The organism is Campylobacter sp. RM12640, from assembly GCF_020137595.1.
In the GTDB taxonomy this organism is placed as follows: Bacteria; Campylobacterota; Campylobacteria; order Campylobacterales; family Campylobacteraceae; genus Campylobacter_E.
On record NZ_JACGAU010000030.1, the window covers coordinates 1 to 15,886 of the forward strand.

Genomic DNA, 15,886 nt, shown 5'->3' on the forward strand with positions numbered 1-15,886 from the left:
TTCATCTTTAGAATTTAAATCAATCTTGCTTGCTGTTTTTCTTTCGTGATTTATTAGTGCGAATACTTCTCTTAGACCTTTTTGAATGATTTCAAGTGGGCGAAGTGAGAATTTGATTAAGAAGAATAAGCATAATAAAATAATCACTAAAGAAGCGAAAAATAATGTTATATTTTGTTTTAATAAAGAATTTAAAGTATCATCTATATCGCTAGTTAAATTGGTGCTACAGAATTTCCAGCCTGTTGTATTTGAATTAATACATACTGCAGTTTTTTCATCACCTTTAAAGGTATAGCGAACTGAAATGCCATCTTTTAGATTATTTTCAATCATTTTTATAACATCATCTTGCTTTAATTCAAATTCTTCATTTGGGTGCATTACAAATTCTAATTTATCATCATAAGCAAATATTGTGTTGGTCTTAGAAAAATGTAAAGTTAAAATTTGATTTTTTAAATCTTTAAATGCCATATCTCCACCAATTACTCCAATGATTTTGCCATTTTTAATAATAGGTGCTGAAATTGTCATAACTTTTTCTTTTAATCTCTCATCAGGATAAACTTCTTTACCTAATAAAGCCCTATTGGCACTAATAGCATCTTTATACCAACCCCTACTTCTTGCATCTTGGTCTTTTACTATATAAGGCTCGTTATTAGAGCTAATATAATAAAACTTGCCACTATCAGCCATACCAATAAATAAAGCAGAGAAATTTGAAATTCCTAAATAATTTTTAAGAATTTTAAAGATATTCTCATCTTGATTATCTTCACTAATTGAATTTGCTAAAATTGGTGAGAATTGCTCTATAAAATTTATTCTTGAATTAAAATAAGAATCTACATAAAGCATAGTGGCATTTAAGCCGTTTTCTTTAGCTTTGTCTGTAAATGATAATGAATCAGTTTTTGAACTAGAATAATTCACTATACACAATACAATAAAGCAAACTACAAGTGGGATAGCAATTAATGCTGGAATTTTGTTTGTTAATTTCATAATACTCCTTTTTAAAAAATTGCGTTAATGTTACAATTAAAGAATTGAATAATATTTAATAGTAAAAAAATTTTTAAATATCTATGTAGCAATGGTTTAAGCGTTTAAGGAATAATAAGAAAAATTATGATTTCAATTAAAAAAATATTAATTGAAATCAATGAAATTATAAAATCTCTTTTAATTTATTAGCATTCTTAAGCCATTCGTTTAGCTTTTGATATTCATCGTTATTTATCATTTGCTTAAACTCATTTAGTTCATTTATAAAGCCATCAAGAGCATTTAAAACATTTGTTTTATTTTCTTTAAAAATACTTTCCCACATTGCAGGGCTACTCTTTGCAATCCTACTCATATCAGCAAAAGAACCACCTGCTAGGTGTAAAATGTTTTTCTTATCTTCGCAATCTAACACATAATTTGCTAAAGAAAAGCTAATTACATGCGGAAGATGAGATATGATGGCACTATGATGATCGTGCGAACTTGCATTCATAAAAGTAATTCTCATTCCAATATTGCTTAATAATTCTATGGTTCTATGTTGATGAAATACGCTCGTATTTTCGGTATTGCACAATACACAAACAGCGTTTTTAAATAAATCAATCTTAGCAGCACTAGGACCATTATGCTCTGTTCCTGCCATTGGATGAGCTAGTATGAATTGCTCTTTTAAATCATCGCTTATTGCGTTTTGAATACTTTCTTTTGTGCTACCAAATTCTATAATTGTAGTAGTTTTTGGAATATCTTTTAATTGTTTAATAATTTCAATAATAGCTCCAACAGGAACACATAAAAAAATCAAATCACAAGTTTTAATCTCATCAAAAGTTATAATTTCATGAACTAAATTAAGCTTTAAAGCTTCTTTTTCGTGTTCTTTATTTAAATCAATTCCATAAACTCCACTAATAAATTTGTTTTTCATCAAATTTAAAGCCAATGAGCCACCAATTAATCCTAATCCAATTACAACTGCTTTCATAACTTATCCTTAATTAAGATTTATATATGCAAAATAATATAATATTTTTCTAAAAAAAGGAGTTTAAATGGTTGATTTTATTGTGATTTTTTTGCACTTATTTTCAGCAATTATTTTTATAGGTTATGTATTTGTTGATGCGATTTTATGCTATGGGTTAAAACAAGCTAATGAGCTAAAAAAGGCTTATTTTAAAAGTTCAGGTATTTTATATGCACTTAGCTTTGTTGTATTAATTCTTAGCGGAATTTATCTAGCATATAATGAATATACTAATTTTGCAAATATAAATAAAATTATGTTTTTTATCAAAATAGCTCTAGTAATTTTAATGCTTTTTATAACTTTTATTAGTATTTATATAGCGAGATTTAAAAACAATAAAGAACATTTTTTGGTAAAGCAAGCTCATATTTTAGCTTTGATAATATGTTTTTTGATAGTTTTATTTGCAAAATTATTAAGTATTTTATGAGTAGTAAAAAAAGAATTTGAAATAAAATCTTATTTCAAATTCTTAATATTTTTAGCCTTTATTTGTAGCTAATTTGCGTCTTAGGTAAGCGATTTTTGTTTGTAGTGGTAATTGTTTAGGGCAATTATCTTCACAAGCAAGTAAGCTCATACAAGCAAAAATTCCATCATCATCACCAACTAATTCATAAAAATCATCTAAAGTTCTATTATCGTGTGGGTCTTGCTCGTATCTTGCAGCTCTCATAAGTCCTGCAGCACCTATGAAATTAGGTCTCATAACTTTAGTAGCACAAGAAGCTATACAAATACCACATTCAATACATCTATCAAGCTCAAATGTTTCTTCAGCAACTGCTGGTTCAACTCTTTCTTCAATCTTAGAAATATCAGTAACTTTGTCAGTATGTATCCAGCTTTCTACCCTTTTACACATACCTTCCATCCATTCACCTGTATTAACGCTTAAATCTTTAATATGTTTAAACGCAGGTAAAGGCATAAGCTCAATTACTCCATCAGGATAATCTTTAGTAAGAGTTTTGCAACCTAATTTTGGTTTTCCATTAATCATCATTGCACATGAGCCACAAATTCCTGCACGACAAACGAAATCAAAACTCAAACTTGCATCAAATTTTTCTCTAATTTGATTTAAAACTATAAAAATAGTCATACCACTAGTTTCATCTAATGTATAAGTAGCAAAATGTGGCTTGCTAATTTTACTATGTGGATTATATTTAAATACCCTTATTGTTAGTTTCCTACTCATAATCAACCCCTATTCTTTGATTAGCTGCTTTAAATCTAGCTTGTAATTCATAAGGCATAAGTGCGTCTTGGATTTCTGCTCTACTTTTACCTTCTGCTTGTAATTTTTCTGTAATTTCATCTACTTGTTTTTGACGAACTTCACTTAAAGGATTTTCAATTATATTTCCTTTTGCACCATAACCACGGAATGCTGGTGGCATTTCCATTTTCATAATATCAAGGTCTTCATATTCAACTCTAGGTAAAGTTGAGCCTTCATCCCAATAAGTCATAGTTCTTTTCATCCAATTTAAATCATCTCTTTTTGGATAATCTTCTCTATAATGAGCCCCACGGCTTTCAGTTCTAAGAAGCGCACCACGAGCAACACATAAAGCAACTTTTAACATTCTTGGAACTCTATAAGCTTCTTCTAGCTCTGGATTTGAGCAATTTAACTCTTTATCTTTAATAGCTACTTTTTTGCTCTCTATTAATAATTCTTCAAGGCGTTTTACTGCGTATTCTAATCCTTCGCCTGTTCTAAAAATAGCAACATGCTCCCACATAATATCTTTCATTTCGTTTTTGATTTCAAAAATATTATATTTACCTTCACGATTTGCTATTTCTTTTAAATAATTTGCTTCATCGTTTAAGAATTTTTGAACCACTTGCATATCAGCTACTATTGTATTATTTTTGCAATACTCAGAAAAATAATCTCCTACAATCATACCTGCAACAACGGTTTCAGCACAGCTATTTCCACCAAGTCTATTAAATCCGTGCATATCCCAGCAAGCTGCTTCACCTGCTGCAAAAAGACCTTTCATCTTTGGAGTTTCTCCATTTGGCTTAGTTCTAATTCCACCCATTGAATAGTGTTGCATAGGAAGAACCGGCGCCCAACCTTTTGGACCTTCATCAGCAGGGTCAATTCCATTAAATGTCTTACAAATATCTTGAACATCTCTTAAGTTTTTTTCAACATGAGCACGACCTAAGATTGAAATATCAAGCCATAAATGCTCTCCATAAGGACTTTTAACACCTTTTCCTTTTCTAATATGCTCCATCATACGGCGACTTACAACATCACGACTTGCTAATTCTTTTTTCTCAGGCTCATAATCAGGCATAAAGCGGTATCCATCAACATCTCTTAAAATACCACCATCACCACGGCAACCTTCAGTTAAAAGTATCCCACTTGGAACAATTGGAGTTGGGTGAAATTGAACAGCTTCCATATTTGATAAAGAGCATAATCCTGTCTCAAGTGCCATTGCTGCACCTGTTCCTTCACAAATAACTGCGTTTGTTGTTTGTTTATAAACTCTACCATATCCACCTGTTGCTATCATTGTGCCTTTTGATACAAATGCAGTTAAACTACCATCAATTAAGCTTCTTGCAACTACGCCTAAACAAATTCCATCTTTGTGAATAATTCTAAGAGCTTCCATTCTATCTATGATTTTTACATTATGTTTGATTGCTTCGTTTGCAACCCCAAAAATCATACAATGCCCTGTAGCATCAGCAATATAGCAAGTTCTCCATTTTTTAGTCCCACCAAAATCTCTTGCATTTATAAGTCCGTGTGCTTCTTCTTTTTCTTCTATTGTTACTTTTTGTGCGTTTATAACAACATTTCTAGGACCTTTTGTAATCCTAGTCCAAGGCACGCCCCAACTAGCTAACTCACGAACAGCCTTAGGTGCAGTTTGAGCAAACATTCTTGCTACTTCTTGATCGCATCCCCAATCGCTTCCTTTTACGGTGTCAGCAAAGTGTAAATCTTCATTATCTCCTTCACCTTTATTACCATTAGCAAGACTTGCTTGCATACCACCTTGAACCGCAGCTGAGTGAGAACGCTTAACAGGACAAATACTTAAAAGCGTAACTGATTGACCACTTTTAGCAACTTCAACAGCACTTCTAAGTCCTGCTAAACCACCACCAACTATTAAAGCATCACTAAATTCTACTTTCATTTTAAGCCTTTCTGTTTGTTATAAGCTAATACCAGCTTTTATAAATACTGCTAAATTAGCAAGTCCTAAAACTATAAAGAAAATACTAATAACCCATTTTAATTTTTTAAGAGTTTTTCTTCTAGCTCTTGCAGTATGCACATCATTTCCATCAAACCAACCCCATTTAACGCAAAGTCTATAAAGACCAATACCACCATGAAGCTCAACAGCGAATAATAAAATTAAATAAAACGCCCACATATTATGATTTACAATTCTTTCAACTGCACCTAAAAATCTAATAGTTTCAGGATTAAAAAACATCATTGCAAGGTGCATTGAAGCGAAGAAAAACATAACAAAACCTGTACAGGCTTGAATAACCCAAAGCGTTGTATCTTCGTGTTTTATTAGTTTTGAATGCTCTCTTGCGATTTGCCATTGGCGATAAGTAATTGGTAATTTTCTCATACCAAGAGCAGCGTGAATAAAGAAAATAATAAAAATAATAAGCACCATACAAGATACTAAAGCAGGTTTTGGCGTATCAAAAATAGCCGAACCCTCAAAAAACTTAGCCGTAGCTTCAAAAAATTCAGGACTGATTAAAACGGTAGAAACAAAAAGCATATGTCCCCACATAAAAAGCCCTAGAATTAAACCAGTAGCACTTTGATAAAAATCAAGCTTAGCAGGTAAGCGTGATTTAGTGCCATCAACTCTTTTGCCTAAAAAATTTTCAATTTTACTAGACACTTTAACTCCTTTTCTTAAATTTTTCTCATTTTACTAATGTTTAACAAACGACCTACGAAAAAATATGTGGAATAATGAATTTAAACCACGGATACGCAATAAGTGTGTAAATTAGTAAATAAATAGCTCCAAAAATAGCACCTAATTTCCAAAATTCTGCACCTTTAATATAACCGCTCGCAAACCAAATTGGGCTATGTCCTGTCCCATAAGGCGTTAAAACACTTATCATACCCATTGGAGCTAGCAAAAACATCATAATAAAAGACGCATCATAACCAGCAATTTTACTTGCAATAATTGCAAACACCCCAACAACTGCAGTAACATATGCAGTCCCAGAAGCAAAGAAATATCTTAATAAACAAAACACAAGTAATAATATAAATACTGCTAAAGTAGGACTAATACCACTTAATAAACTATCAGTATATTTTGATAAGAATTCTAAAAATCCAACATTTTTTAATCCACCTGCCATTGTTACTAAAGTAGCAAACCAAGTAAGAACATTCCACGCTGGTTTATTAGCTAAAAAATCATTCCAAGTAATAATATTAGTAACTATCATTAGAATAATTACAATTAAAGCAGTTGTAGTAGCACTAACTCCAAAAGTCTTTGAACCTATCCATAAAATTAGAGCAAGAATTGAAATGCTTAACATTAATAATTCTTTTAATTTAATTGAGCCAAGTTTTACTAATTCTTCTTTAGCCCAAGCACTAATTTTACTAGAGCCTTTAACTTCTGGTGGATAGATATAATAAGTTAATAAAGGAGTGATTAAAAACAAAATAATACCAATAGGTAAAAAGCATAAAAACCAACCCATCCAATCAACTACAGCAATACCTGATTTTGATAATATCTCTAAAGCTAGTGGGTTTGGTGCTTGACCTGTTAAAAATATTGAACTTGAAATACAAGTAGTAGCAAGACTTACCCACGCTATGTAAGCACCTATTTTTCTTGGTTCTTTATCAGGAGAGCTATCATACATAGCAGGAATACTTGTAGCTATTGGATAAATAGTTCCACCACTTCTTGCAGCATTACTCGGAATAAATGGAGCTAAAATTAAATCAGCAATAGCAATTGCATAGCCTAAACCTAAAGTAGATTTGCCTAATTTATTTACTAAAATTAAAGCAATTCTTTTACCAAGACCACTATTTTGATAGCCAATTCCTATCATAAATGAAGCAAAAATAAGCCACACAACAGAATTTGAAAATCCAGTTAAACCCCAATTAATTGCAGCTTCTGAAGTAATTTTTGCACCAACTTCGCCTGATTTTGCAGGTCCAACTTTAAATAATACTGCTAAAGCTATAGCAATAATACCTAAAAAAGCAGGTGGCATAGGCTCTAAGATAAGCCCTACAACTAAAGCAGCAAAAATGCTAACATAAATCCAAGCATTCATACTAAGCTGAGAATAATCAGCAAATAAATACGAAAGCAAAAACACAAGCAAACCAGCAACAACTGGTGCGATAAATTTCCACAACGGAACCTTACCTTTCATATTAACTCCTAAAATTAAGTTGAAATTAATATATTCCAAAAAAGCTAAAGAAAATCTTAATTTTTTAAATAATCATCTAACTTTAAAAAATTAATATCTATTTTTAAGCTTTAATTTAAAAACAATTTAAACTTAAAATATTTTAAGGTTAATTTTTAATCATCATTTGCATTATTAAAAGCTAAATTAGTAAAAACCAAAATTCCATTTAATATTTTTGCTTATAAAATATTCCTAATAATAAAAACAAACTTATAAAGCCGACGCTATAAAGTAATTCTACAAATAATTTGCTTGTCATTTTACCAATCTCCTTTTGAGAGATTTTATAAAAAATTATATTTTTTAAGCCAATTAATTAAATAAAATAATCTAAAAATTATTTTTTTGATACATTAAGTAACAATAATAAAGTAACTATATAATTTTTAATATTTTAAAAAGGAAAATTATGAAAAAGATAATATTAACTAGTGCTTTTAGCTTTAGTGCTTTGGCGTTAGAATTTGGTAGTTTAGGCAATATACCTTTGAGTATGGGATATGCTGGAGTTGCACTTAAAGATAATGATTTTGCAGCTTATTATAATCCTGCTAGTTTGATTTATTCTAAAAATGGTGTTAATTTTAGTTTTGGAGCAAATTATAATCAAAAAAATCTTTTAGAATTATCTAATCTTGATAAATCTATAAATAAAAAAATTGAAGCAAATATAAGCAAAATAAAGCATATTTTTAATCCAAACAACAATTCAAGAGCTAATAATTTAAAATTTGGTAATTTTGGTAGTGTTATAGATGATTTTATATTAAGAAACACAAATAGCGATAATGAAGATTTAGCCTTATTAGCAAAAACTTTTAAAGATGAATTAGATGATAATTTAGCTAAAGATGAGCTAGACAATATAATTAGTGATTTAAAAAATAAAATGCAAGATAATGATGAATTATCTACAACAATAAAAACCGAGCTAATAACTTCAACAAATAATACAAATGAAGAATTAAATAACAATGGCGTTGATACAAAATTATTAACAAATATAATAAGTGATACTGATACAAAAAATGTCTTAGATGTGATAAAGAATTCAAAAGATGGTAATGTTAATTTAGATGATTTATTGTTAGATATTGGAGATACTAAATTAGATACCTTTCTTGATGAAAATACCTTAAACGATATTGAATTAATTTATAATGCAGTTTATGATAATGAAGTTAATTTAAATATATTAAGTGGTTTAGAATATAACAATAATTTAGGGGATTTAAGTGCTTTTTCTGTAAGCTTATTTAATACGATTTCACTTAATACTTATGCTTCATTAAATAAAGAAAAAAGTAGTTTAATAATAAAAATAAAAGATGATGATAAATATATTTATTTAAAATTATTTAAAAGCAATTCACAACTATTCGTAACCAATGTAAGCGAAGAAGAATATTTAAATCATTCAGCAATGCAAGATAGTGTAAAAAATCCTTTAAATACAACAATGCTAATGATAACAGAAGTGCCAATTAGCTACGCAAATGGTTTTATAATGCCTTATGGAGAGCTTAGTTTAGGTGCTAGTTTAAAATATATGAATATTCAAGCATATCAAGTAGAAAAAGGCATTAAAATAGATATGAATGGAGTTAATTCTAAAGATATAAATATTAAAAATGATTTGCATAATGCAAAATCAACAAATACTTTTGGAATAGATATAGGAGCATTATATAGTATTGATGATTTTTCTACTGGATTGGTTATTAAAAATTTAAATAATCCTAAAATCAAATTCCATTCAAGTAGTATGAGATTAAATCCGCAAGTAAGATTTGGATTAGCATATAAATATAGTGATTTTACTTTTGCTTTTGATACTGATTTAGTTACAAACACAACTTTATCAAATAAATACAATAAATCTCAAATGCTAGGCGGTGGTGTTAAATACGAATTTAATGATTATTTTAATCTAAGGGGTGGCTTAGCTTACGATATTAAAAAAGATTATGGGACTATACTTACAACGGGAGCTAATTTCTTTAATATATTTGATATAGCCTTAGCAAGTGGATTAAAGTCTAGTAATTGCGATAAAGATATTTGCAAGGTTTCAAGTAAAGTGCCTAATTATTTTGATTTAAGAATAGGATTTGGATATAAATGGTAAAGAATTTGAATTAGGATTTAACCTAATTCAAATCTTGCTTAATCCCAACATTCAGCGTTTTTAATACCTAATTTTTTAGCGCTAAATACAGGGTCTAAACCTCTTTTCTTTTGCTCATCATAATCTTTTAAGCATTTTATTAAAATAGGACTTAATAATAAAATAGCAATGATATTTATAGAAGCCATTGCAGCCATTGTAATATCTGCTAAATCCCAAGCTACTTTTAAATCTAATTGAGAACCAATAAATACCATAGCAACAGCACTTATTTTAAAAACTAATTCATTTAAATTATTTTTTGTAAGGTTTTTAACATTTGCATCTGCATAGTAAAAATTACCGATTAAAGAAGTTACAGCAAATAAAATAACTGCAAAAGTTATAAAATGAAGTCCCCAAGTACCATAATATTCCATCATTGATTGTTGCACCATAGGTAAAGCATTTAATTTAGTTTCGCCAGTTGATAATTGATTAATGTAACTTTGTGAGAACAATACTAAAAATCCAGAGCATGAACATATAATTAAATCAATAAACACTGAAAAACTTTGAATAATTCCTTGTTTTACAGGATGGCTTGTATTTGCTGCTGCAGCTGCGTTTGGAGCAGAACCCATACCAGCTTCGTTTGAAAATAATCCACGCTTAATTCCTATTACTATAACACTACCTGCAAATCCACCAAAAATAGCTTGAAAATCAAAAGCACTATTAAAAATCATTTTAAACACAGATGGTATTAAATCATAGTGCATAGCCATAGCAATAATGCTTAGTAAAATATAAACAAAAGCCATTATAGGAACAATAATTGAGCTTACTTTTCCAAGTGATTTTGAATTTGAAAAGAATAATGCAAAAGCAACAACACTTAAAATAATCCCTATAATTATACTTGCATTACTAAAGTTATCAGGAAAATATATCTCAAATGCTGAAGTCATAGTATGGCTTTGAAGTCCATTAAATCCATAAGCATAAGTAATAATTAAAATAACTGAAAATAATTTACCAAAAAATTTATTTCCCAAGCCTTTTTCAATAAAATATGCAGGTCCTCCACGAAAACCATTTTCATCTTTGCTTTTATATATTTGAGCTAATGTGCTTTCAGCAAATGCACTTGCACCACCTATAAATGCCATTACCCACATCCAAAACAATGCACCTGCACCACCAACTACAACTGCAGTGCTAATTCCAGCGATATTTCCAATACCAACCCTTGAAGCTGTTGAAATCATTAAAGCTTCAAAACTACTAACATGGTCTTTGTTGTCTTGCTTTTCTTTTAATAATGTTAAAACATTACCCATCAATCTAAACTGAGCAAAACGAGTATTAATAGTATAAATAACACCTACAATAATTAGTGCAAATACTAAAAAATAAGTATACAAATAACCATTTATTAAATCTAAAAATAAATGTATTTCTTCTAATAAACTTTGCAAACGCTCTCCTTGATAAAAATTTCAAAAAATCATTATATATAAATTCAAGCGTTTTTGGTTAATTACTTATGCTTACTGCTTTTATCTTCGCAAGCAATAATTAATCTTTCAAAAGGATTTTTTTGATTATCTGGCTTTTTAATAATGTCTTTTAAGCTCTTTGGATGTAATAAATTCATAATATCTCCTTTAAATTTAAAAAAACGAAGTCATTATAATAAATAAAAGATAATAAATATCAAAATCATATTATTTTTTATAAATTTTAATATTTTGTTACATTTTGTAACATTTATTTTAAAAGTTTGATTTAAATTTATAATAAGTTATATAAATATAATTAAAATAGCGGCTTTAAATTATTTTAAGGAGTAATAATGAAAAAATGGAGCGAATTTGACAATCGTTGGATGTTTTCATTGTTTGGCACTGCTGTTGGTGCTGGAATTTTATTCTTACCTATTCGTGCAGGAACTGGTGGCTTTTGGCCTATTGTTTTAATGTGTGTATTAATTTTCCCAATGACTTATTTATCACATTTATTCTTATCATATTTTGTAGGCTCTACTAAAGGTGGAGATATTACTGATGCTGTGAATAAATATTTTGGTAAAGAAGTAGGAATTGTGATTACATTTTTATACTTTTTTGCAATTTATCCTATTTGTCTTGCTTATGGGGTTGGTATTACAAATACTATAAGCTCATTTATGGTAAATCAATTAGGCTTAGCCGAGCCAAATCGCTTAATCTTGGCTATTGTTTTAATTACAATTATGATGGCTGTAATGTTTACTAATGAAACTTTAGTTACTAAAGTTTGTGAATGGCTTGTGTATCCATTATGCTTAATATTATTTTTATTTTCACTTTATTTAATTCCACATTGGAAATTAGAAGTTTTAGGTGAAGTTCCAAGTGCAAAGGAATTTATTAGCACAATATGGCTTACTTTACCTGTATTAGTATTTAGCTTTAATCACTCTCCTGCGATTTCAACTTTTAGCCTAAATACATATAATGAATATAAAGAAAACTCGGACGCAAAAAGAAAGCAAATATTATTTAATAATGCTACGCTTTTATTAGTATTTGTTATGTTTTTTGTATTTTCTTGTATTTTATGTCTTGATAAAAATGAGTTTGCTATTGCAAGAGATGCAAATATTCCAATCCTTAGCTATTTTGCTAATAAATTTGATGGAAATATTATAAGTTATGGTGCTCCTGCTGTTGCATTTTTGGCAATTTTAACTAGCTTTTTTGGACACTATTTTGGTGCTAGAGAAGGCTTAAATGGACTTATTAAAAAAGTAAGCGGAAAAGCTGTTAGTAAAAATAATGCCTTTACAACTATATTTATGTATGTAACTATGATAATAGTAGCTTACTATAACCCTAGTATTTTAGGATTTATAGAAGATTTAGGCGGTCCTATTATTGCTGTAATATTATTTTTAATGCCTGTATATGCTATATATAAAATCCCAGAGCTAAGAGTTTATAAAAATGGTGCGGCTTGTTATTTCGTAGCTATTATGGGAATTATCACAATTACAAGTGTAATTTATAAGATGAACTTATGAGTAACTTAAGTATTTTTAAAATCGGCATTGGTCCATCAAGTTCGCACACAGTTGGACCTTTTGTTGCGGGAAATGAGTTTTTAAAAGGTTTAAATTTAAAAGAAATTACTAGGATAAAAGTTACTTTATTTGGCTCTTTATCACTTACAGGTAAAGGACATTTAAGCGATATTGCTGTGGTTTTAGGTCTTAGTGGCTTAAATGTAAAAACAATAAGCCCAGAACAAAAACAAGTTGTATTATTAAGATTAAACGAAAGAAAGCTTTTATTGGGAAATGAATTTGAAATAGATTTTGATGAAAATAGTGATATTATTTTTTCTAAAGAATTTAAAAGCTATCACGAAAATGCTTTAACGATTGAAGCGTTTTCAAATAATACTTGTGTTAAATCTAAGACTTATTATTCAGTTGGTGGTGGCTTTATTAAAAGTGAAGATGAGATTAGTAAAACTAATCAAACTAATCAAGAAAAAAATTATGATTATTCTTTTGATAGTGCGACGGAGCTTTTGTGGTTATGTAATAAATACAATAAAAACATAGCCGAAATTGCAATGCTTTATGAACTTAATTTTAATAGCGAAGAATATATAAATAATTATTGCAAAGAGATTTATGAAGCAATGCAAGATAGTTTTAAAGCAGGTGCTAATTCAAATGAACTAATCCTACCAGGACCAATCAAGCTTAAAAGAAGAGCTCCTGCATTAGCTAAAAAATTAATGCTTTTAGATGATAAGAATTTAAATCGTAAGGGTGATTTGGATTTTATAGATTATTTTAGCCTTTATGCTATGAGTGTTTCAGAAGAAAATGCAGCGGGTAATCGCGTAGTAACTGCTCCAACCAATGGAGCTTGCGCAGTAGTTCCTGCTGTGCTTTTATACTTAAAAGAACATGTAAAAAGTATGAGTGAAAAAGACATTAGAGACTTTTTATTAGTATCAATGGCGATAGGTTCATTGTTTAAGAAAAACGCAAGTATAAGTGGAGCTGAAGCAGGTTGTCAAGCAGAAATTGGCTCAGCTTCTTCAATGGCAGCTGCTTCATTTGCCTTTAGTATGGGGGCAAGTCCGATTGATTGTTGCTCTGCTGCTGAAATTGCAATGGAGCATCATTTAGGGCTAACTTGCGATCCTGTTGCAGGACTTGTTCAAATTCCTTGCATTGAGCGTAATGTATTCGGAGCTATAAAGGCTGTAAGTGCGGCTAAGATGGCTATGGATAGAGAGAGTGCTCCTAGCGTTGGGCTTGATGAGGTTATTAAAACTATGTATGAAACAGGTAAAGATATGGATACAAGATATAAAGAAACTAGCCTTGCAGGTCTAGCTACAAATTACAAGAAATTTTGCTAAAAAAGGGCTTTATGCCCTTTTTACAATCTGTAATTTATTATTTTTTGTTAATATTAAAAATCACATCAAAATAATGGAACTTTAATGCAAAATATAAGAAATTTTTCAATAATAGCACATATAGACCATGGTAAAAGCACTTTAGCAGATTGTTTAATCACAACTTGCAATGCTATAGAGCAACGCAAAATGAGTAAGCAAGTAATGGATACTATGGATATAGAAAAAGAGCGTGGAATTACTATAAAAGCTCAATCAGTTAGATTAAATTATACTTATAATAAAGAAAATTATATTTTAAATCTTATTGACACCCCAGGTCATGTGGATTTTTCGTATGAAGTTAGTAGAAGTTTAGCAAGTTGCGAAGGGGCATTATTAGTAGTTGATGCTTCACAGGGCGTTCAAGCACAAACAATTGCGAATGTTTATATGGCAATTGAGCATGATTTAGAAATAATCCCTGTAATTAATAAAATTGACCTACCCGCAGCAAATCCTGCAAAAGTAAAGGCTGAAATTGAGCATATAATAGGAATTGATTGTTCTAATGCAATAGAAGTTAGTGCAAAAGCTGGGATAGGAATTGCTGAATTATTACAAGCAATTTGTGAGAGAATTCCTGCACCAAAAAGTAATCAAAATAAGCTAAAAGCACTGATTTATGATAGCTGGTTTGATAGCTATTTAGGGGCTTTAGCTTTAGTTAGAGTAAGGGATGGAGAGATTAATAAAAACGATGAAATATATTTAATGCACGAAGGCGTAAAGCATAATGTATTAGATTTACGCTATCCACACCCACTAAATCCAATGCCAACAAATACAATTAAAGCAGGAGAAGTTGGTATAGTTGTATTAGGACTAAAAGACATAGCACAAATTAGCGTAGGAGATACAATAACCCTAGCAAAAGATAAAGCAACAGAACCAATTGAAGGTTTTGCTAAAGCAAAAGCCTTTGTATTTGCGGGGATTTATCCAATTGAAACTGATAAATTTGAAGATTTAAGAGATGCTTTAGATAAATTAAAATTAAACGATAGCTCAATCTCATACGAGCCAGAAACTTCACTTGCTTTAGGTTTTGGCTTTAGGGTTGGCTTTTTAGGTTTATTGCATATGGAAGTTATAAAAGAACGCTTAGAGCGTGAGTTTAATTTGGATCTAATAGCAACCGCTCCTAGTGTTACTTATGAAGTTAATTTAACTGATGGAAGCGTATTAAATATCCAAAATCCAAGCGACTTACCACCTGTAAATAAAATAGACCACATAAAAGAGCCTTATGTAAAAGCTACTATAATAACTCCTAGCGAGTTTTTAGGGAATTTAATTACTCTTTTAAATAATCGCCGTGCAATACAAACAAAAATGGATTATATAACAGAAAATAGAGTATTGCTTGAATACGATATACCTATGAATGAGATTATTATGGACTTTTATGATAAATTAAAATCACTTACTCGTGGATATGCTAGTTTTGATTATGAATTTTGTGATTATAGAGTGGGAGATTTAGTAAAGCTTGATATAAAAGTCGCTGGAGAAGCAGTTGATGCGTTAAGCATTATCGTGCCAAATCAAAAGGCTTTAAGCAAAGGTAGAGATTTAGTAAAAGCTATGAAAGATATTGTGCCTAGACAATTATTTGAAGTAGCAATTCAAGCAAGTATAGGTAATAAAATCATAGCTCGTGAAAATGTAAAATCAATGGGTAAAAATGTTACTGCTAAATGCTACGGCGGGGATATTACTAGAAAAAGAAAGCTACTTGAAAAGCAAAAAGAAGGTAAAAA

At 29.8% G+C, this 15,886-nt stretch carries 12 protein-coding genes; 5 read left to right on the forward strand and 7 right to left on the reverse strand.

The window, feature by feature from the left end; genetic code table 11:
- Both AVBRAN12640_RS08990 and AVBRAN12640_RS08995 read right to left on the reverse strand, forming a co-directional pair.
- Positions 1 to 1,011, reverse strand: a 1,011-nt coding sequence (locus AVBRAN12640_RS08990) for a PDC sensor domain-containing protein (RefSeq protein ID WP_336609031.1), incomplete at its 3' end; no start/stop codon positions are given.
- A gap of 166 nt (positions 1,012 to 1,177) precedes the next feature.
- Entirely contained in the window at positions 1,178 to 2,005 is an 828-nt protein-coding gene (locus AVBRAN12640_RS08995) for a prephenate dehydrogenase (protein ID WP_214120101.1), read from the reverse strand.
- 67 nt (positions 2,006 to 2,072) lie between these two features.
- Here AVBRAN12640_RS08995 and AVBRAN12640_RS09000 point away from each other — a divergent pair, with 67 nt between their 5' ends.
- On the forward strand, positions 2,073 to 2,480 hold the full coding sequence (locus AVBRAN12640_RS09000) for a hypothetical protein (protein ID WP_336609032.1): 408 nt from the start codon (positions 2,073 to 2,075) through the stop codon (positions 2,478 to 2,480).
- A gap of 51 nt (positions 2,481 to 2,531) precedes the next feature.
- Here AVBRAN12640_RS09000 and AVBRAN12640_RS09005 read toward each other — a convergent pair whose 3' ends face one another.
- From AVBRAN12640_RS09005 to AVBRAN12640_RS09020, 4 genes are read right to left on the reverse strand one after another with little or no spacing between them, the layout of a single operon-like run.
- Complete coding sequence (locus tag AVBRAN12640_RS09005; RefSeq protein WP_214117694.1) at positions 2,532 to 3,254, reverse strand: fumarate reductase iron-sulfur subunit; 723 nt, start codon at positions 3,252 to 3,254, stop codon at positions 2,532 to 2,534.
- Positions 3,247 to 5,238 carry a fumarate reductase flavoprotein subunit gene (locus tag AVBRAN12640_RS09010; protein ID WP_214120099.1) on the reverse strand — a complete coding sequence of 664 codons (1,992 nt, stop codon included), beginning with the start codon at positions 5,236 to 5,238 and terminating at the stop codon, positions 3,247 to 3,249. Before AVBRAN12640_RS09010 ends, AVBRAN12640_RS09005 begins: the two co-directional genes overlap by 8 nt.
- An 18-nt stretch (positions 5,239 to 5,256) precedes the next feature.
- The gene (locus AVBRAN12640_RS09015; RefSeq protein WP_214117696.1) at positions 5,257 to 5,976 is read right to left on the reverse strand and encodes a fumarate reductase cytochrome b subunit; all 720 of its coding nucleotides are present in this window, start codon (positions 5,974 to 5,976) and stop codon (positions 5,257 to 5,259) included.
- A 52-nt stretch (positions 5,977 to 6,028) separates the two neighbouring features.
- A complete protein-coding gene (locus AVBRAN12640_RS09020) occupies positions 6,029 to 7,507 on the reverse strand; it encodes a DASS family sodium-coupled anion symporter (RefSeq protein ID WP_214117697.1) in 1,479 nt (492 codons plus the stop codon).
- Positions 7,508 to 7,958: 451 nt separating this feature from the next.
- Here AVBRAN12640_RS09020 and traF point away from each other — a divergent pair, with 451 nt between their 5' ends.
- Positions 7,959 to 9,677: a conjugal transfer protein TraF gene (gene traF / locus AVBRAN12640_RS09025; protein ID WP_336609033.1), complete on the forward strand. Its 1,719-nt coding sequence runs from the start codon at positions 7,959 to 7,961 to the stop codon at positions 9,675 to 9,677.
- Between the two features lie 38 nt (positions 9,678 to 9,715).
- Here the strand turns inward: traF and AVBRAN12640_RS09030 are convergent, their stop codons facing one another.
- Entirely contained in the window at positions 9,716 to 11,116 is a 1,401-nt protein-coding gene (locus tag AVBRAN12640_RS09030; RefSeq protein WP_336609035.1) for an alanine/glycine:cation symporter family protein, read from the reverse strand.
- 398 nt (positions 11,117 to 11,514) lie between these two features.
- Between AVBRAN12640_RS09030 and AVBRAN12640_RS09035 the strand changes: the two genes are divergently transcribed.
- The 3 genes from AVBRAN12640_RS09035 to lepA form a co-directional block, all read left to right on the forward strand.
- Positions 11,515 to 12,723 (forward strand): aromatic amino acid transport family protein, encoded by a 1,209-nt coding sequence (locus tag AVBRAN12640_RS09035; protein WP_214117700.1) that lies wholly within the window; start codon positions 11,515 to 11,517, stop codon positions 12,721 to 12,723.
- Positions 12,720 to 14,084: an L-serine ammonia-lyase gene (locus AVBRAN12640_RS09040; protein WP_214117701.1), complete on the forward strand. Its 1,365-nt coding sequence runs from the start codon at positions 12,720 to 12,722 to the stop codon at positions 14,082 to 14,084. Before AVBRAN12640_RS09035 ends, AVBRAN12640_RS09040 begins: the two co-directional genes overlap by 4 nt.
- Positions 14,085 to 14,168: 84 nt before the next feature.
- The coding region (gene lepA, locus AVBRAN12640_RS09045) for a translation elongation factor 4 (RefSeq protein WP_336612993.1) at positions 14,169 to 15,886 on the forward strand (1,718 nt) is incomplete at its 3' end.